Source organism: Micromonospora sp. CPCC 205739 (assembly GCF_036906795.1).
Taxonomy (GTDB): Bacteria; Actinomycetota; Actinomycetes; order Mycobacteriales; family Micromonosporaceae; genus Micromonospora.
In genome coordinates, this window is the sequence record NZ_JBAKHS010000009.1 from 77619 (window position 1) to 95010 (window position 17392).

20 protein-coding genes are annotated in these 17392 nt (G+C 73.4%); 16 read left to right on the forward strand and 4 right to left on the reverse strand.

Features of this window, described 5'->3' with window-relative positions:
- Nucleotides 1–66 precede the first annotated feature (66 nt).
- From V6U88_RS15570 to V6U88_RS15605, 8 genes are all read left to right on the forward strand, one after another.
- Nucleotides 67–1296: an LCP family protein gene (locus tag V6U88_RS15570; RefSeq protein ID WP_334453632.1), complete on the forward strand. Its 1230-nt coding sequence runs from the start codon at nt 67–69 to the stop codon at nt 1294–1296.
- Nucleotides 1297–1589: 293 nt separating this feature from the next.
- Entirely contained in the window at nt 1590–2795 is a 1206-nt protein-coding gene (locus tag V6U88_RS15575; RefSeq protein WP_334453633.1) for an LCP family protein, read from the forward strand.
- 195 nt (nt 2796–2990) lie between these two features.
- Nucleotides 2991–3932 (forward strand): LCP family protein, encoded by a 942-nt coding sequence (locus V6U88_RS15580; protein ID WP_334453634.1) that lies wholly within the window; start codon nt 2991–2993, stop codon nt 3930–3932.
- A gap of 59 nt (nt 3933–3991) precedes the next feature.
- Nucleotides 3992–4327 (forward strand): rhodanese-like domain-containing protein, encoded by a 336-nt coding sequence (locus V6U88_RS15585; RefSeq protein WP_334453636.1) that lies wholly within the window; start codon nt 3992–3994, stop codon nt 4325–4327.
- A gap of 11 nt (nt 4328–4338) precedes the next feature.
- Nucleotides 4339–5130 (forward strand): glycerophosphodiester phosphodiesterase, encoded by a 792-nt coding sequence (locus V6U88_RS15590; RefSeq protein WP_334453637.1) that lies wholly within the window; start codon nt 4339–4341, stop codon nt 5128–5130.
- Nucleotides 5131–5182: 52 nt separating this feature from the next.
- Nucleotides 5183–6640, forward strand: coding sequence for a PAS domain-containing sensor histidine kinase (locus V6U88_RS15595; RefSeq protein ID WP_334453639.1), 1458 nt, complete (start codon nt 5183–5185; stop codon nt 6638–6640).
- 73 nt (nt 6641–6713) lie between these two features.
- Nucleotides 6714–7130: an ATP-binding protein gene (locus tag V6U88_RS15600; protein WP_334453976.1), complete on the forward strand. Its 417-nt coding sequence runs from the start codon at nt 6714–6716 to the stop codon at nt 7128–7130.
- A gap of 61 nt (nt 7131–7191) precedes the next feature.
- On the forward strand, nt 7192–8076 hold the full coding sequence (locus tag V6U88_RS15605; protein ID WP_334453641.1) for a DUF5926 family protein: 885 nt from the start codon (nt 7192–7194) through the stop codon (nt 8074–8076).
- A gap of 43 nt (nt 8077–8119) precedes the next feature.
- Here V6U88_RS15605 and V6U88_RS15610 read toward each other — a convergent pair whose 3' ends face one another.
- Nucleotides 8120–9331 carry an arginine deiminase gene (locus V6U88_RS15610; protein ID WP_334453643.1) on the reverse strand — a complete coding sequence of 404 codons (1212 nt, stop codon included), beginning with the start codon at nt 9329–9331 and terminating at the stop codon, nt 8120–8122.
- 163 nt (nt 9332–9494) lie between these two features.
- Here V6U88_RS15610 and V6U88_RS15615 point away from each other — a divergent pair, with 163 nt between their 5' ends.
- The 5 genes from V6U88_RS15615 (at nt 9495) to pheA (ending at nt 12958) form a co-directional block, all read left to right on the forward strand.
- Entirely contained in the window at nt 9495–10232 is a 738-nt protein-coding gene (locus tag V6U88_RS15615; RefSeq protein WP_334453644.1) for a hypothetical protein, read from the forward strand.
- A gap of 183 nt (nt 10233–10415) precedes the next feature.
- Nucleotides 10416–10874 (forward strand): PAS domain-containing protein, encoded by a 459-nt coding sequence (locus V6U88_RS15620; protein ID WP_334453647.1) that lies wholly within the window; start codon nt 10416–10418, stop codon nt 10872–10874.
- A gap of 76 nt (nt 10875–10950) precedes the next feature.
- Nucleotides 10951–11340: an ACT domain-containing protein gene (locus V6U88_RS15625; RefSeq protein ID WP_334453650.1), complete on the forward strand. Its 390-nt coding sequence runs from the start codon at nt 10951–10953 to the stop codon at nt 11338–11340.
- A 102-nt stretch (nt 11341–11442) separates the two neighbouring features.
- On the forward strand, nt 11443–11991 hold the full coding sequence (locus V6U88_RS15630) for a hypothetical protein (protein WP_334453653.1): 549 nt from the start codon (nt 11443–11445) through the stop codon (nt 11989–11991).
- A 10-nt stretch (nt 11992–12001) separates the two neighbouring features.
- Nucleotides 12002–12958: a prephenate dehydratase gene (pheA, locus tag V6U88_RS15635; protein WP_334453655.1), complete on the forward strand. Its 957-nt coding sequence runs from the start codon at nt 12002–12004 to the stop codon at nt 12956–12958.
- 50 nt (nt 12959–13008) lie between these two features.
- Here pheA and V6U88_RS15640 read toward each other — a convergent pair whose 3' ends face one another.
- The 3 genes from V6U88_RS15640 to V6U88_RS15650 all read right to left on the reverse strand — a co-directional run bounded on the left by V6U88_RS15640 (nt 13009) and on the right by V6U88_RS15650 (nt 14709).
- Nucleotides 13009–13734, reverse strand: a complete 726-nt coding sequence (locus V6U88_RS15640) for an AIM24 family protein (RefSeq protein WP_334453656.1) — start codon at nt 13732–13734, stop codon at nt 13009–13011.
- Between the two features lie 93 nt (nt 13735–13827).
- Nucleotides 13828–14187, reverse strand: coding sequence for a metallopeptidase family protein (locus tag V6U88_RS15645; protein WP_334453658.1), 360 nt, complete (start codon nt 14185–14187; stop codon nt 13828–13830).
- Nucleotides 14188–14277: 90 nt separating this feature from the next.
- Complete coding sequence (locus V6U88_RS15650) at nt 14278–14709, reverse strand: OsmC family protein (protein WP_334453660.1); 432 nt, start codon at nt 14707–14709, stop codon at nt 14278–14280.
- 130 nt (nt 14710–14839) lie between these two features.
- On the opposite strand from V6U88_RS15650, the gene V6U88_RS15655 reads away from it, so the two are divergent.
- The 3 genes from V6U88_RS15655 to V6U88_RS15665 all read left to right on the forward strand — a co-directional run bounded on the left by V6U88_RS15655 (nt 14840) and on the right by V6U88_RS15665 (nt 17391).
- Nucleotides 14840–15562 carry a hypothetical protein gene (locus V6U88_RS15655; protein ID WP_334453663.1) on the forward strand — a complete coding sequence of 241 codons (723 nt, stop codon included), beginning with the start codon at nt 14840–14842 and terminating at the stop codon, nt 15560–15562.
- 195 nt (nt 15563–15757) lie between these two features.
- A complete protein-coding gene (locus V6U88_RS15660; protein ID WP_334453666.1) occupies nt 15758–16579 on the forward strand; it encodes an HAD family hydrolase in 822 nt (273 codons plus the stop codon).
- Entirely contained in the window at nt 16579–17391 is an 813-nt protein-coding gene (locus V6U88_RS15665) for an HAD family hydrolase (protein WP_334453668.1), read from the forward strand. Before V6U88_RS15660 ends, V6U88_RS15665 begins: the two co-directional genes overlap by 1 nt.
- The last annotated feature ends 1 nt before the right edge of the window (nt 17392 follow it).

The window sequence follows — 17392 nt, forward strand, 5'->3', positions numbered from 1 at the left end:
CGCCCGGGACGCCACGCGGCGTACGCCTTCGGGCAACGCTCGACCGGCCTACGTACGCTGAATCGCATGTCCGCCACATCGTCAGCCGGCGTCCCGCTTCCGTACCTGCACCGAAGCGCCGGACGCGCCGCGGTCCCCGGTCCCGACCGGGCCGCCGGGCGCGCCCGGCCGTCCGACGCGCAGTGGTACCCGTCGTACGACGAGGAGCGGCCCCGCTCCGGCGCGCCCGGCGGCCCGGGCGGACCCGGCACACCGCCGGGGCCGGGTGGCCCGGGCGGTCCCGGCCGGCGTGGCCCCCGCCCGCGCTGGGGGCGGATCGGCCTGGTGGCCGGGGCGGCGGTGCTGGTGCTGGCGCTGCTCGGCGGCCTGGGCGCGTGGGTCTACACCGACAACCTGGACGAGGGCCTGGCCCGCACCGACCCGTTCTCGGAGATCACCGGCGGGCGGCCGGCCAAGGCGGTGAACGGGGCGCTGAACATCCTGCTGGTCGGCTCGGACTCGCGGGACCCGGACGCGCCGGTCGACAAGCAGAGCCAGTGGCGGGCCGACACGATCATCGTCATGCACATCCCCGCCGACCACAAGTCCGCCTACCTGGTCTCCGTCCCGCGTGACCTGTACGTGCCGATCCCGGAAAGCGCCGGTGCGGACTGCGACTCCGGACGGCGCGCGAAGATCAACGCGGCGTTCGCGTTCGGCGGCCTCCCGCTGGCGGTCCGCACCGTGGAGTGCTTCACCGACGTCCGGATCGACCACGTGATGGCGATCGACTTCGGCGGCTTCAAGGAGGTCACCGACGCGCTCGGCGGGGTGGACCTCAAGGTGGAGCGGAGCATCACCTCGATCCACAAGCCGTACCGGAAGTTCACCAAGGGCACCATGCACATGGACGGCGCCACGGCGCTGGACTGGATCCGGCAGCGCAAGCAGTTCCCGGACGGCGACTTCGCCCGGATGCGCCACCAGCAGGAGTTCCTGCGGGCGCTGATGGACAAGGCGGCCAGCACGGGCACGCTGGCCAATCCGAAGAAGCTGAACGCGTTCCTCCAGTCGGTCACCGACGCGGTGACCGTGGACAACGGCTTCTCGCTGGTGGACATGGGCGTGCAGTTCCGCAGCCTGCGCGGCGAGAACCTGACCTTCCTCACCAGTCCGAACACGGGCAGTGACACGATCAACGGTGAGTCGGTGGTGGTCTCCGACCGGACGAAGGCGCTGGCCATGTACAAGGCCATGTCGGCGGACACGATGGCGGCCTGGGTGGCGGCCAACGATCCGGACACCAAGGGCAACTGACCCGGTTCCTCCCGGGGCGGCCGGGCCTCCCGGCCGCCCCGGAGGCCGGTGGCCGAGCCGGTGGCGGCGACCGCGGTGGCCGGCACGTTTCGACGGACGTCATCAGAGGTGCATTCACGTCTGGTTCAATCATCGGTCGCCAACCACCGACCAGACGCATTGACTCATCCGTTCGGTTGAAATGCCGTCGCAACTGTCGGGATATCTGAGAATTGAGCGCCTGACGATCTCGCCTTGACGGGAAGCGGTACGTACAGTGGGTCCGCCCCCCGACAACGCGAACTGGAGCATGCATGCCGGTTCAGACCAGCCCCCGCCCCTCGCTGGATTCCGACCCGTACGCGCGGTCGTCGACGATCCCGTCCCAGCGCGGTCGGGGCGGTCAGCGCACCGGCGGCGCCAGGAAGCGCACCAAGCGCAAGGACCCGCTCTGGGCCCGCCTCACGGTGATCTTCGGCGCCGTGCTGATGATGACCAGCGGCGTCGCCATCGTCGGCAGCAAGGCGCTGATCAGCCAGGCCACCGGCAACATCGCGCAGAAGAACCTGCTGGGCGGGGCCGGCAAGACCGACGCCGAGGGCGGCGCCGACCTGGACGGCCCGATCGACATGCTGCTGCTGGGCGTCGACGCCCGCGAGCGGTGGGCCGCCGATGACGTCCGGGCGGACAGCATCATCGTGCTGCACATCCCGGCCAGCCACGACCAGGCGTACATGATCTCGATCCCGCGAGACACCGAGGCGAAGATTCCCGCCTTCAAGAAGAGCGGCTACGCCGGCGGCACCGACAAGATCAACGCGGCGTTCCAGGCCGGTGCCCGCAACGGCGGCGGCTGGGAGGGCGGAGCTCAGCTGATGGCCCAGACCATCAAGAACATGACCGGGATCAGCTTCGACGGTGCCGCGATCATCAACTTCGGCGGATTCAAGAACGTCATCGACACCCTGGGCAGCGTCCGGATCTGCGTCAAGCACGAGGTGAAGTCGATCCACACGGTGATGGTCGACGGCAAGCAGATGTGGAAGGCGGACGCCAAGAAGACCGGCCGGCCGATGACCCCGGTGGTCTACAAGAAGGGCTGCCGCCAGATGTCCGGCCTCGAGGCGCTGGACTACTCCCGGCAGCGCTACGGCCTGCCGAACAGCGACTACGACCGGCAGCAGAACCAGCAGCAGCTCATCAAGGCGATGGCCCGCAAGGCCACCGAGAAGGGCATGCTGACCAACCCGGTCAAGATCAACCAGCTGATCCGGGCGGCCGGCAAGGCCTTCATCCTCGACGTCGGCGACGCGCCGGTCGCCAACTTCATCTTCACCCTGCGCGGCATCAGCGCCAGCGAGCTGACCATGCTCCGCACCAACGGCGGCACCTACAACGGCAACGGCAACGGCAGCGAGGCGCTCAGCCCGCAGACTCTGGAGATGTTCCAGGCGGTCAAGAACGACAAGCTGGGCGAATTCGTGTACGCCAACCCGCAGGTGCTCTCCACCCGTAGCTGACCCCGGCGACCGGCCGGCAGCCACGGCGAAACCGGCCCCCGAGCGCGGTGACCGCCCGTAGCCTGAAGTGAGCAGGTCTCACGTAACGGCCACGGGGAGGGCGTCACGGCCAGGTCAGCGGGGTCCGACCGAGGGCTGGACACACCGCCACCCGGCCGCTGGCCGGGGGTCCTGTTCCGGTTCGGACTCGCCCTGGTGCTGGTGGCCGTCGTGGCCGTGGTCGGCATCAAGGCACTCACCGCGCGGTACGAGCGCACCATCACCCGGGAGCAACTGCTCGCCCCGGACGCCCGGCAGGCCCGAACCGACCTCTCCGAAGGGCTGAACTACCTGCTCGTCGGCACCGACCGGCGGGGTGCCACCGACGGGCCGGACCAGCGCTCCGACACCATCCTCCTCGTGCACGTCCCGCCCGGCCTGCGGCAGGGATACCTGATCTCCGTCCCGCGCGACCTGCTGGTGGCCATCCCACCCGGCGGCAACGGCTACGGCGGCGGCCAGGACAAGATCAACGCCGCGTACGAGCACGGCGGCGGCGGCCAGGGCGGCGCCCGGCTGCTCTCCTCCACCCTCACCCGGCTCACCGGCATCCGCTTCGACGGGGCCGCGCTGGTCGATTTCACCGGCTTCAAGCGGGTCATCGACCTGCTCGGCGGGATCCGCATGTGCGTCGACGCCGAGGTCCGGTCGATCCACACCGGGACCCTCTTCACCCCCGGCTGCGAGCAGATGGACGGCGCCCGGGCGCTGGACTACGTACGGCAGCGCTACGACCTGCCCGGCGGCGACTACGACCGGCAGCGGCACCAGCAGCAGATGCTGCGGGCGGTGCTTGAGCGGGCCGGCGAGACCGACCTGCGCGGCGACCCGGTCAAGCTGGACCGGGTGCTGCGTGCGGTCGGCGGATCGCTGACCCTGGACACCAACGGCGTACCCGTCGAGGACCTGCTGATGGCCCTCCGGTCGCTGCCGGCGGAGCGGCTGAGCGGGGTGCAGGTGCCGTCGTACCCGCAGACCATCGACGGGGTCTCCTACGTCGTGCTCGACAACGGCGGCAGCGGCCTCTTCGACGCCGTACGCGGCGAACGGGTGCCGGGCTGGGCACAGGCCAACGCGCGCTGGGTCACCCGGTTGTGACCGGACGTACCGCCCCCGCCCGGTGCCGGGTCCGCCGACGAGGATCTAGGCTTTGACGCGTGTTCGGACCCCAGGTACCCAGCGTTCCCGTGACCGAGATCGACGACGAGACCTACCTGCTGGACGTCCGTGAGGACGACGAGTGGGCGGCGGGCCACGCCCCCGGCGCCCACCATTTGCCGATGATGGAGCTGCCGGCCCGACTGGCCGAGGTCCCCACCGACCGGGACGTCGCGGTGATCTGCCGCTCCGGCGGACGCTCCGCCCAGGTCGTCGGCTACCTGCTCAACAACGGATGGGAGCAGGTGCGCAACGCCGACGGCGGGATGCGGCAGTGGGAGGCCGTCGGCCGGCCCGTGGTCGGCGGTGACGGGCAGCCCGGCCGGGTCATCTGAGCGCCGACGCCATGGGCGATCCCCTGGTCTTCGCGCACCGCGGCGCGTCGGCCGACCTGCCCGAGCACACCCTCGCGGCGTACCTGCGGGCCCTGGACGAGGGCGCCGACGGGCTGGAGTGCGACGTCCGGCTCACCCGGGACGGGCACCTGGTCTGCGTACACGACCGCCGGCTGGACCGGACCAGCAACGGGCGCGGGCTGGTCAGCGCCCGCACCCTCGCCGAGCTGGAGCTGCTCGACTTCGGCTCCTGGCATCCGGGCTGCGTGCCGGCCGAGGGCGACGAGGTGCTGGACGAGTCGCACACCCGGCTGCTCACGCTGGAGCGGCTGCTGGAGGCCGTACTGGCCGCCGACCGGCCGGTCCGGCTGCTGGTGGAGACGAAGCACCCGTCCCGGTACGGCGGGGACGTCGAGCGCCGGCTGGTCACGCTGCTGCGCCGGTACGGGCTCGCCGAGCCCCGCCCGGACGACCGGGTCCGGGTCACCGTCATGTCCTTCTCCCCGCTGGCCGTACGCCGGGTCCGGGAACTGGCCCCGGCGCTGCCGACGGTGCTGCTGCTGGAGGTGCTGCCGCGCTGGCTGCGGCTCGGCCGACTGCCGTTCGGCGCGCGGATCGCCGGGCCCGGCATCGGCCTGGTCCGGGCCCGCCCGCAGCTGGTGCCCGCCCTGCGCGCCGCCGGCCACCAGGTGTACGTCTGGACGGTCAACGAGCCGGACGACCTGGAGCTGGTGCTGGACGCCGGAGTGGACGGGGTGATCACCGACCGGCCGGCGCGGACACTGGCCCGGCTGGGCCGGTGAGGCCCACCGGACGGGGCTGCCCGAATTCCGGCCGAGGGGGCACACTCGGGACATGCCGGAGCGTACCGATCTTGCCGCCCTCGTCACCGGCCACAGCGCGGTGATCGAAATGATCAACGCCGGCGACGCCGGGCTGCCGGTCCTCACCCAACTGCTCCGGGTCGCCCGCTCGGCGGTGGGTGCGGTCAGCGTGGCCTTCGTCGAGTTCGCTCCGACCGGCGGCCGGGTCATCGCGGCCAGCGGCAACGCCGAATGGATGATCGGCCGCCCGCTGCCGGCGTCCGACCCGGTGACCGTCTGCCTGCTCTCCGGTCCCCGCGTCCGACAGATCCGGGTGGACCATTTCCCCGGTCACCTCGCCGGCGAGCTGACCGACCGGGGGCTGCGCCGCATGATCATGGCCCGCGCCGAGATCGGCGGGCTCACCGTGGGCAGCCTGCACGCCCTCTACGCCGACGGCGAGGACTCCGCCGACCCCGAGGGGCAGGCCGTGCTGGGCTACGTCGCCGCCTGCATCGCGCACATGTATGGCGACCAGAGCGGCCTGCCGGTGCACGGCGACGGCCCGGTGGTCGCGGCGCTCGCCGACGGCCTGGCCGTGGTGGACCGGGAGGGGCACGTGCGGCTCTGGAACCCGGCCGCCGCCCAGGTGACCGGCCGCTCCTCCGCCGAGGCGCTGAACCGGCCGCTGCCCTTCCCGCTCCCCCCGTCCGGCCAGGTGCTCGACCACCAGATGCCCGACGGGCGCTGGCTGCGGATCACCTCGGGGGAGCTGGCCGGGCCCGGCACCCAGCGGGTGGTCACCTTCCGCGACATCACCGACCAGCAGCGCCGCGACTCCGAGCGGGACCTCTTCGTCGCGGTGACCAGCCACGAGCTGCGCACCCCGGTCACCGTGATCAAGGGGTACGCGGACACCCTCACCGACCACTGGGAGTCGCTGACCGACAATGACCGTCGGCAGGCCGCCCGGGTCATCGGGCAGCGCGCCAACGAGCTGGCCCGACTGATCGACCGGCTGCTCTCCTCGGCCATCGACGGGCGGTCCGCCGGCGAGCCGGCCGTCCCGTTCGACCTGGGCGACGCGCTGCGCGCCGCGGTGCCGGACCTCCCCGCCGACCTGCGCCACCGACTCGTCCTCGACCTGCCGGCCCACCTGCCCAAGGCGCTCGGCGACCGGCACAGCATGGCCACCGTGCTGACCGAGCTGAGCACCAACGCCGGCAAGTACTCGCCGCCGGAGACGCCGATCGAGGTCACCGCCGGCACCGACGGGCAGACCGTCCTGTTCCGGGTCAGCGATTGGGGCATCGGCATCCGGCCCGAGCACGTGGAGCGGGCCTTCGACCGGTTCTGGCAGGGCGAGTCCGGGGACCGCCGGGGCTATCCCGGGGCGGGGCTCGGTCTCTATCTCGTCCGCCGGATCGTTGAACAGCAGAATGGATGGGTATCCCTTCGGCCGAGGAACGGCGGCGGTACGGTCGCAGAGGTGCGGCTGCCGCGGGGATGACCCGCCGGGGCACCGGGGGGACGGCCGAGAAGGAGCGAGGGTGTCGGCGTACGCGGTCGAGCGTTCGTGGTGCGTGGTGGTTCCCCACCACGCCACCGGAGCGCGGCTGGCCCGGCACCGGCTCGCCGACGAACTCGCCGAGGTCGTACCCCCGGTCCTGCTGGCCGACCTGGTGGCGGTCCTGGCCGAGCTGGTGGGCAACGCGGTCCGGCACGCCGACCCGCTGCCCGGCGGAGTGGTCCGGGTGGCCTGGCGGTTGCGGCCCACACCGGGCGGCCCCGTCCTGTCGGTCCGGGTGACCGACGGCGGCGCGCCCGCCGGTCCGCGGCTGCGGGCGGCCAGCCCGGACGCGGTCGACGGCCGGGGCCTGCACATCGTCTCCGGCCTGGCCAGCCGCTGGGGCGTCGAGCGGGACGGCCTGGGCCAGAGCGTCTGGGCGGAGTTCGACCCGGCCGGCTCGCCCCGATCCGACCTGGTCGTCGCCGGGTGACCGGCCCCCGGGGGCGGGTCCTCCCCACGCCGTCCCGGTCCGGCCTCTAGGCTGTCTCGCCGTGAGCAAGCGTCGAAAGAACCAGCGCGCCGTCGAAGCGACTCCCCGTCGGGAGAAGGTCCGCGACATCTTCGTCCCGCGTCCCTTCGAGGGGCTGACGGACGAACCGGAGTGGATCGCCCTGCGCGAGCTGGTGCCGGCCGCCTCCGCGCCGCTGCGGCTCACCCCGGAGCTGGTCGAGGAGTACGGCGACCGCCCGGTCACCCTCGCCACCGTGCTGCCGATGGCCGCCCCGGCGATGACCAAGCCGGACGGGCGGGTCTTCATCGGGTTGCAGCGCCACCAGCAGTCCGGTGACGTCTCCCGCGACCTGGCCGAGGCGCTGCTCTGCGCGCTGCGCACCGAGCCGGGCGGCCAGGTGGCCGTGCCGCCGCTGCCGGGCGCCGGCCCGCGCCTGCAGGACGTGCTGGTGGACGGCCCGCTGGAGATCACCATGCACGACGGCTTCGAGTTCTGGCTCGACCCGGGCGCGGCCGACGACCCGACGGTGCAGGCCTCCCTGGAGCGGGCGAACGCCGCGATCTACCCGACCGTACGGCTCGCCGCCGCCCGGGCCGCCTACTGGTGTCAGGTGCCGGAGAAGGCCCACGTGCGCTGGGTGCTGCCGGAGGACGAGGACACCGCCCTGGACGCGCTGTCCCGGCTCTCCGCCGCCGGCACCCTGACCCTGGGCGAGGGCACCCGGTTCGCCGGCATGTTCCGCGCGCACGGTCGGCTGGTACCGGTCTGGGACCTGCCCGAGGACGTCCCGGCCGCCGACTGGGAGGCCCCGGTGACCGGCTTCGCCGAGCGGTACGCCGAGATGCTGGAGGAGAAGGAGCCGCTGGACGCCGCCGGACGGCGCGCCCGCCAGGGCCTGCTCGGCCGCCAACTCACCCTGCGCTGAGCGCGGCTTGCCCCGCCGCCCCCCGCCCCGCCTCGCCTCGTGGTCAGGCGGGGCGGAGTGGTTGGCGGACCACCGGGCAGGACATGCAGCGGGGGCCACCCCGGCCGGAGCCCAGTTCGGAACCGGCGATCGGGATGACCTCGATGCCGGCCCGTTCGAGCTGGGCGTTGGTCTCGGTGTTGCGCTCGTAGCCGACGCAGAGCCGGGGCGCCAGGGCGAGGGTGTTGTTGCCGTCGTCCCACTGCTCACGTTCGGCGGTGACCGGGTCCAGCCCGGTGTCGATCACTCTCAGCTGGTCGAGGTCCATCGCGTCGGCGGCGGCGCGCAGGAACGGCGCGGGCCCGTCCACCCGCGGCTCGCCGTCCGGCCCGGCGATCACCGTGTACGCCGAGAGGCTGCTGGCGATGTTCGGGTACATCAGCACGGCGTCGACGTCGACCATGGTGCAGACCGTGTCGAGGTGCATGGTGGCGCGCTCCTGGGCGATCGGCACCACCAGGATGGTGTGCGCCAGCCCGGCGGCGAAGACCTGCCGGGCCAGCCGTTCCGCGCCCGCCGGGGTGGTCCGCTCGCCCACCCCGACCGCCAGCACACCGGGGGCGAGCAGCAGCACGTCGCCGCCCTCCAGGTGCTCCAGCTCGGGGTGGTAGACGAACTCGGTGCCGACGAAGCGCGGATGGTGGCGGTAGATCGCGTCGGTCAGCGTGGTCTCCCGCCGGCGGGCCGGCATGGCGAGGCTGGTGACCCCGACCCGGTCGCCGATCCACAGTGACGAGTCGCGGGTGAAGAGCAGGTTGGGCAGCGGGTCGATGACGAAGTCGTGCCGGTCCATCAGCGTCCACACCAGCCCGCCGGGGCGTTCCGGGCTGACCCGCACCTCCTCGTGGGCGAGCCCGGCGATGAGCACGTCCGCGAGCGCCGCCGGATCGAGGTAGGCGAGGTGTTCGGTGACCCGGCGGCGCAGGGTGTCGCCCAGTCGTGGCGAGCGGAGCACCTGCTCGGTCAGTTCGGCGCGCGCGTCGGGGACGGCCAGGGTCTCGGCGAGCAGGGTGGCGAGGTAGAGCACCTCCACGCCGCGTTCGCGCAGCGCCGCCGCGAAGGCGTCGTGCTCCTCCTGCGCACGTCCCACCCATGGGATAGCGTCGAAGAGCAACGAGTCGTTGTTGCGGGGGGTGAGCCGGGCCAGCTCGGGCCCCGGGCGGTGCAGCAGCACCGTGCCGAGCCGACCGACCTCGCTGTCCACGTAGTGGGTCACCCTCGCAGCGTAGGGCAGGCGCGAAGAGTGTTCATGGAAAGAAGTGTGGATGAATATGGCATTCATCCACACTCATTCCGGCGCTCCAACTTGCCGTACCCCCCGGATGGCGACGTAGGGTAGTGAGGACATAACTTCGAGGGACCTTTTGCCGGAGGTCGCGATGACTGTCTTTCCCGCTCGTCGAGCCGTACCCACCCGGGCACTGCCGCCCGTGACGGTGCCGCACCCCCGGGCCGAAGCGCCGTCGGCGCTGGAGCCGGCCCGCCCGACCCCGCTGGAGTGGGCCCGCCGCCGTAGGGCGGAGCGGGGCGCGCGCCGGCTGGAGGCCGCCGGGGCCCGCGCGCTCGGCCAGCTCGACCACCTGGGCCCCGCCTGGCACGTCATCGAGTGGCCGCGCACCGACGTCGCGGACGTGCTGCTCGACCGCGGCCAGGACGACCGGGCCGGCTTCCTCGCCATCGGCCCGAGCGGGCTCTTCGCGGTGAGCATCGCCGACCACGGACGCGCCCGGGTGCTGGTCGCCGGCGACGTGGTCCAGATCAACGGCAAGCGGCCGCCGTACGTGGCCGAGGCCCGGCGCGACGCCAAGCGGGCGAGCAAGGCGCTCTCCGATGCCGTCGGCCTGCCGATCCCGGTGACGCCGGTGCTGACCTTCGTCGGCTCCGGCGTCATCAGCGTGTACGGCCTGCCGAAGGACTGCCTCATGGCGACCCACCGGGAGCTGGACCGGCTCCTCGTGGCCGGGGGCAACCGGATCAGCCCGGCCACCGCCGAAAAGCTGTCCCGGGTCGCGCAGCAGCCGCAGACGTGGCTCAACGGCACGTACCGTCCCGCCGCCGACTACCGGTGGTACGACGAGGGCCGAACGGCCGCTGACAAGCCGGCCGCCCGCCGGTAACGTCACCGACGACGCCACGCGGCCCACTGTTCACCGAGGTCACCTATGGTCCGCGCCGTCGCCGGCCGCCCGGTCGTTCCGGGTATCCGATCGTCACCGGCGGCCGGTGGCAGCAGCGCGGTACAGCGACCGTCGCGACGACCGGCTAGCGTGGACAGACCGTCGGTGTACATAGGAGGCTCGGTGGCCCACGTCGAACTCTCGCTCTCCGAAGTGTTCGCGCCGGAGTCGCGGACACCGACCGAGCAGGAGTCCGACAATGTCGGGCAATGGTCCGCCACGGTCTCCCACGCCGACGAGCCCTGCCTGCTGATCGACTCGGACACCCGGGTCGTGGCCATCTCGTCGTCCGGGTGCCGCCTGCTCTGCCTCGGCGCCCCCGAGGACGTGGTGGGCCTGCCGCTGCTGGAGGGTCGGCTGCGGCTGCTCGACTTCACGGCGGCCCGGGGCGAGCTGACCGAGCAGGACACCGACAAGATCCCACCGTTGCTCGCACTGCACTCCGGCCGGCTCGCCCGGGGCCTGCTGCGGATCCAGGCCGCCGGCGAGGACGCCCCCGACGCCACGGTCGACGCCATCTCCACCCCGGTGCTCGCCGCCGGCTCGGTCGCCGGCTCGCTCACCTTCTTCTCCGAGGTCTGACCTGCGGGTGAGATGTGGCATGCGCCGCACGCCGCGATGCTGGGGCTGGCACTCGCCGACGCCGTAAGGTGCCCTCATGCTCGATGTCGCCCTGCTCCCGGGGGAGTACGCCGTGTGCCGGCTGGCCGCCGGCACCCACCTGCCCCCCGCCCTGTGGGCCGAGCCGGGCGTCGCGGACGTGGTCACGGTGAGCTGGACGGCGGACGGGATCTCGGTCATCTGCCCCGCCGGGCGGGCGCCCGCCGAGGCGGACGTGGAGACCGACTGGCGGTGCCTGCGCGTGGTCGGACCGCTCGACCTCGCGGTCACCGGCACCCTCGCCTCCCTGGTCGACCCGCTCGCCGAGGCCCGGGTCAGCGTGGTCGCCTTCTCCACCTACGACACCGACCACGTGCTGGTCCCCGCGGTACGCCTGCGGGTGGCGACCGCCGCGCTGGAACGGGCCGGGCACAGGGTGCTGCGCTGACCTTCACCGCGCCGCCGGATCCTCCTACGATGGGCTCGGCCACCCCCTCCCGGCCGCCACGATCCGATGCCGTCGAGGCTCGCTCCCCCTGAGGACCGGTCCGTGCCGCCTGACGCACCGCACCGCACCCCGCCCCGCCGGCTGGTCGTCACCGGCGCCCTGGTCGCCGTCCTGCCGCTGGCCGCCTGCGCCGCCCCGCCGGAACGACGCCCGCCCGCACCGCCCGTCACCTCCCGGCCGGCGCTCGTCACCCCGGCGGCGCCGACCGCCACCCCGCCGGTGACCCCGCCGCTGGGCATCGCGCCGACGCTTCCCCCGACGCCCAGTCCCACGCCCGGGCTGGTCGCCGTCGCGTGCGCCGGCCGCCCCACCGCCGACCGGGTGGTGGGGCTGCTGCGCGGCCGGGTGCTCCCCCGGGGCGTGTCGGTGCGGGCCACCCAGGGGCCGCTGTGCGCGGCCGACTGGCAGTACACCGTCCTCGCCGTCACCGGGCACGAGGAACTCCAGGTGGTCACCCGCACCGAGTCCGCCGCCCTGCGGCTGGTCACCGCCGGCACCGACGTCTGCTCGATCGAGGTACGCACCATCGCGCCGCCCGGCATCCGGACGTTGGCCTGCGACGCCGGCACGGGGGCGCTGCCCGGTGCGTAGGCTGGTCGACATGCCCGGTACCCCACCGACCCGCTTCGTCTACCTCGGACCCGAGGGCACCTTCGCCGAGCAGGCGCTGCGCACCGTGCCCGCCGCCGAGCACGGCAGCCGTACGCCGGCGCGCAGCGTCGGCGAGGCGCTGGAGAGCGTACGGGCGGGGGAGGCCGACGCCGCCCTGGTGCCGCTGGAGAACTCGATCGGCGGCGCGGTCGGGGTGACCCTGGACGAGCTGGCCGAGGGGGACCCGGTGGTGATCACCCGGGAGGTGATCCTGCCGGTCGAGTTCGTGCTCGGCGCCCGCCCCGGCACGACGCTCGGCGCGGTGCGCAGCGTGGCGGCCCACCCGCAGGCCTCCACCCAGTGCCGCAACTGGCTGCGGAACCACCTGCCCGACGCGACGGTGGTCGACGTGCTCTCCAACGGCGCGGCGGCGGCCGGCGCGGCCGCCGGTGACTACGACGCGGCCATCTGCGCCCCGATCGGGGCCACCCGGCACCGGCTGGCCGTGCTCGCCGACAAGATCGCCGATCATCCCGACGCGGTGACCCGCTTCGCGCTGGTGTCCCGCCCCGGCCCGCCGCCGCCCCCGACCGGGGACGACGTTACCTCGCTGGCCGTGTACATCGCCCACGACCGGGTGGGCGCCCTGCTGTCGGTGCTGATGGAGCTGGCCGTACGCGGGGTCAACCTGACCCGGATCGAGTCCCGCCCGACCGGCGAGGCGCTGGGCCGGTACGTCTTCTTCCTCGACTGCACCGGGCACGTCGCGGACGTACGGATGGGCGAGGCGTTGCAGGGGCTGCGCCGGGTCTGCGCCGACGTGCGGTTCCTCGGGTCGTACCCCCGGCACCGCTGGACCGACGGGGCGGCCGAGCGGCCGGTCCCGGCGCCCGCCGGGCTCTCCGACGCCGACTACGCCGACGCGGCGGCCTGGCTGGCCCGGCTGCGGGCCGGCGAGCTGAGCTGACCCTGAGCCGACCCGGCGGAGCGCCCGGGACGGGCGCCCCGCCGACCCGGTCAGCTCAGCAGGCCGCCGAGCAGGCCGCCCTGTTGCTGCTGCTGGGTGCCGCTGCCCATGACCGGCGGCTCCTCGGAGGGCTGCACCACCACGAAGCCCTGGCCGGCGAAGCTCATCGTGAACGCCTCGCCGGTGCTGCGGCCGAGCAGCGTGCCCAGGCCGAGCTGCTCGGCGCGGTGGTAGCCCGTCTGGAGGTTGGCCGACCAGCAGACGGCGGCCTGCGGGTCGACGTAGGTCGGGGCGTCGACGTTGAGCACCACCGGGGTGCCGTTGGTGGTGATGGCGATCCGGCCGTGGCCGGTGAAGACACAGTTGAACAGCCCCGACGACGAGGCCATGCCGGCACCGCCGACCATCTTGATGTCGTACGAGAGGCTGGAGTCGAAGGCCAGCACGCTGGAGCCGTTGATGGAGAGGGCGTCGCCCGGCTCCAGGTCGATGATGTGCACGTCCTTGGCCAGCTCGGCGAGGAAGACGTCGCCCTGGCCGCTGAGCTTCATCAGCGGCACACCCTCACCGGTCAGGCGCTGCTTGATGAACTTGCCGAGGCCACCGGAGCCGAGCGCCTGGAACTGCACCTGCCCCTGGTAGGCGACCATCGAGCCGACCCGGGCCATGGCCTCGCCGTTGAGCTCGATCTTCAGCATCTTGGAGTTCTGCAGCCGCATGCCGGGCTGGGCGGACTCCTTCTCGAGGTTCTCCGCGGAGAACAGCGCGCTGCGCATCGGTTTCCTCCTGATTCGGGTGTGTCTCACCGGAGGGTAGGTGACCGGCGCAACCGGCGGCATCGGCCGAGCGGGGTCGCCGAGCGGGGTCGATCAGCCCCAGCCCAGCGCGTGCAGCCGGTCGTCGTCGATGCCGAAGTGGTGGGCGATCTCGTGGACCACGGTCACCGCCACCTCGTCGACCACGTCGTCCTCCGTGTCGCAGATGCGCAGGATCGGGCGACGGTAGATGAGGATCCGGTCCGGCAGCACGCCGGCGTAGTCCCAGCCCCGCTCGGTGAGCGCGTGCCCCTCGTAGAGGCCGAGCAGGTCCTCGCCGGGCGGCGGGTCGTCCTCGACCAGGATCACCACGTTGCTCATCAGCCCGAGCAGCTCTTCGGGCACCTCGTCGAGGGCCTCCCCGACCAGTTCCTCGAAGCGCTCCCGGCTCATCTCTACCGCCACGCCGTCCATTGTCCCCGACGCCGGGCGCCCCGCCCCGTCACGAACGGGGCGGGGCCGAGGGAACGGGTGCCGGTCCGGCACCCTCTCCACGGGTCTGGGTCAGGAGACCAGGCGGGCGGTGAGGCTGATCTGCGCGCCCGGGGCGAGCAGCCGCGAGATCGGGCAGTTGTCCTTGGCGGCCTCGGCCAGCTTGGTGAACTGGGCCTCGTCCATGCCCGGCACCTGGCCGACGGTCTCCAGGTCGATCCGGGTCACGGTCATGCCCGCGTCGGTCTTGTCGAAGTGGACCTTGGCGGTGGTCTCCACCGAGGTGCCGGTCGCGCCGGCGTCGCCGAGCTGCTTGGAGAGCGCCATGGAGAAGCAGCCGGCGTGCGCGGCGCCGATCAGCTCCTCGGGGTTGGTCCCCTCGCCCTCTTCGAAGCGCGACTTGAAGGAGTAGTTCCCCTCCAGTCCGCCCTTGCCGGTGCGGACGGTGCCGGAACCGTCGGTGAGATTGCCCTGCCAGCTTGCGGAAGCGGTACGGATAGGCATGCACCCGACGCTAACCGAAACCGCTCCGCCGGGCGACCGACCCGGCGGACACCGCCCGACGTCGTACCCCGGGCGGTGCCGCCGGGCGTGTCATGATGCGGTTCAGGCCCGCGACAGCGGAAGGTGGCCGATGTCCCAGGATCTCCCCGTCCCGCGACAGGACGACCGCTCCGACGGCACGGCCGTCGTCGAGTGGGGCACCCCGGAGCCCGCCCCGGCCGGGCGGTTCGGGCGGGCCCTGACCGGGCTCGGCCGGGACCGCCGGCTGCCCCTGGTGCTGGCCGTCCTCGCCGCGGTCGCGGCGATGGCCTCCCTGGTCGGTGAGTGGCTGGTGATGACGCTGCCAAACGGTGGCCCGGAGGGCAACGTCAGCGTCCGGGTGCCCGGCGGGGTGGCCGAGGTCGACGGCTTCGGGGTCGCGTACCTGGTGGGGCTGCTGCTGCTCGCCGCCGCGACGGCGCTGGCGCTGCGGGGCGGCCCGGCCGTCCGGCGGGAGGCGCGGGTGGTCGGCCTCGCCGTGGCCGGCGCGCTGCTGGCACTGCTGACGGCGACCGCCTTCTCGCTCGACGACTCCGGGCAGCGGGCCCTGTTCTACTCGTCGGAGGACGGTTTCCAGGTGGACTACGGGCGGGGCCTGGTGATGGCCTTCGTCGCGACCGCGCTGGTCGGGGCCGCGCTCCAGCTCGCCGGCCGGCAGGCGGCCCCCGACCTGCCGGAGGCGGACGCCGACGGCGAGGAGGAGCCGGTCGACTTCCGCCGGCCCGGCCGCGCAGCGGACGACCGACCGCCCGCGCCGGCCGACCTCACCGTCACCCCGACGGTGCCGTTCGCCCGGCGCGAGTCGGCCGGCTGACCGGACATCTCCGCGCCGGTGACCCGGCGCCGCCCGGCACGGGACGCAGCGTCACCGGGCGTTGGCGCCGGATTCGCCGGAACGCCATGGTCGCGACCGGTACCGCGAGGTACGGTTGCTGCCCGCCGTCACTCCGGGTCGAGGCACCGATGACCGAAACGGCTGGCTGCGACGGCGGCGGGCGAAGGAGGAACCATGATCCGCCCGGGCCTGCCCAAGCTGGTCGCCACCGATCTCGACAGGACGCTCGTCCGCAGCGACGAGACCGTCTCCGCGTACACCCACCAGGTGCTCGACCGGGTGCGGGCCGCCGGTATCCCGGTGGTCGGCGCCACCGGCCGGGGTCCCCGGCTCAAGGAACTCACCCGCAACGACATCCGGGCCGCCGACTTCCTGGTGATGGCCGGCGGCGGTTGCGTGGTGGACCAGAGCGACCCCGCCGGCCCCGTGGTGCTGCGCGACGAGCGGCTGCGCGGCGAGGTGCTGGCCGGGCTGCTGGCCGGCCTGGAGGCCGAGGTCGGGCCGCTCACCGTGATGGTCGAGGCGTCCGCCGAGCAGGACGCCCCGCTCTGGGGCGACTACCACCCGAGCTGGCCCTACCAGGACCGGTTCGAGGCGCGCAGCCGCGCCGAGTGCCTCTCCTGCGACGTGATCAAGGCATTCGTCCGGACCGCCGACCACCACGTGGACGAGCTGCTGGCCACCGCCCGCCGGATCGTGCCGCCGCAGGTGGCCACGCTCACCCAGGCCGGTCTGGGCTTCGTCGAGATCTGCCCGCCGGGGGTGGACAAGGCCACCGGCCTCAGCGTGGTGGCGGAGCGGCTCGGCGTCGACCCGGCCGACGTGCTGGTCTTCGGGGACATGCCCAACGACCTGCCGATGTTCGACTGGGCCGGCTGGGGCCGGGTGGCCGTCTCCAACGCGCACCCCGCGGTCCGGGCCGCCGCGGACGAGGTCACCCTGCGCAACGACGACGACGGAGTCGCGGTCTACCTGGACCGGCTACTCTCCCGGTAATGGGAGAGACACCCCGACTGGTCGCTACCGACATCGACGGCACCCTGCTCGCCGACGACCGCACGCTCAGCGCGCGTACCGCGACGGTGCTGGAGCGGATCTGCGCGCAGGGCACGCCGGTCGTGCTGGTCACCGGCCGTCCGATCCGCTGGCTCCAGCTCGTGTACGACCAGCTCGCCGCCCCGCTGCCGGCCATCTGCGCCAACGGCGCGGTGGTGTACGACCCGGTCGCCGACGAGGTGCTGCGGGCCGACCCGCTCGCCCCGGAACTCCTCGCCGAGGTGGCCCGCCGACTGCGGGCGGCGGTGCCCGAGGTGAGCTTCGCGGTGGAGATCGTCGACAGCCGGGAGATGCGGCACGAGGCGCACTACCCGCTGCGCTGGGACGCCGACCACGACGCCATCCGGGCCGTCGAGTCGCCGGAGGAGCTGCACTCCGTGCCGGCGGTGAAGCTGCTCGCCCGGGCCGGGGAGCAGGACCCGGACGCCTTCGTCCAGGTGGTGGCCGGGGCGCTGAAGGGGCTCGCCGAGGCGACGCACTCGTCGTACAGCGGGCTGGTGGAGATCTCCGCCGCCGGGGTGACCAAGGCGGCCGGGCTGGCCTGGTACGCCGCCCGCCTCGGCATCGACGAACGCGACGTGCTCGCGTTCGGCGACATGCCCAACGACCTGCCGATGCTGACCTGGGCCGGTCGGGCGGTGGCGGTGGCCAACGCGCACCCCGCCGTCCTGGAGATCGCCGACGAGGTGACCGGGGCGAACTCCGCCGACGGCGTGGCGGCGTACCTGGAGAAGGTTTTCGGGGTGGGCTGAC

Coding starts and splice junctions, on each gene's coding strand:
- V6U88_RS15570 (WP_334453632.1), top strand. CDS start 67: ATGTCCGCCACATCGTCAGCCGGCGTCCCGCTTCCGTACCTGCACCGA.
- V6U88_RS15575 (WP_334453633.1), top strand. CDS start 1,590: ATGCCGGTTCAGACCAGCCCCCGCCCCTCGCTGGATTCCGACCCGTAC.
- V6U88_RS15590 (WP_334453637.1), top strand. CDS start 4,339: ATGGGCGATCCCCTGGTCTTCGCGCACCGCGGCGCGTCGGCCGACCTG.
- V6U88_RS15595 (WP_334453639.1), top strand. CDS start 5,183: ATGCCGGAGCGTACCGATCTTGCCGCCCTCGTCACCGGCCACAGCGCG.
- V6U88_RS15615 (WP_334453644.1), top strand. CDS start 9,495: ATGACTGTCTTTCCCGCTCGTCGAGCCGTACCCACCCGGGCACTGCCG.
- V6U88_RS15625 (WP_334453650.1), top strand. CDS start 10,951: ATGCTCGATGTCGCCCTGCTCCCGGGGGAGTACGCCGTGTGCCGGCTG.
- pheA (WP_334453655.1), top strand. CDS start 12,002: ATGCCCGGTACCCCACCGACCCGCTTCGTCTACCTCGGACCCGAGGGC.
- V6U88_RS15640 (WP_334453656.1), bottom strand. CDS start 13,734: ATGCGCAGCGCGCTGTTCTCCGCGGAGAACCTCGAGAAGGAGTCCGCC.
- V6U88_RS15645 (WP_334453658.1), bottom strand. CDS start 14,187: ATGGACGGCGTGGCGGTAGAGATGAGCCGGGAGCGCTTCGAGGAACTG.
- V6U88_RS15650 (WP_334453660.1), bottom strand. CDS start 14,709: ATGCCTATCCGTACCGCTTCCGCAAGCTGGCAGGGCAATCTCACCGAC.
- V6U88_RS15655 (WP_334453663.1), top strand. CDS start 14,840: ATGTCCCAGGATCTCCCCGTCCCGCGACAGGACGACCGCTCCGACGGC.
- V6U88_RS15660 (WP_334453666.1), top strand. CDS start 15,758: ATGATCCGCCCGGGCCTGCCCAAGCTGGTCGCCACCGATCTCGACAGG.
- V6U88_RS15665 (WP_334453668.1), top strand. CDS start 16,579: ATGGGAGAGACACCCCGACTGGTCGCTACCGACATCGACGGCACCCTG.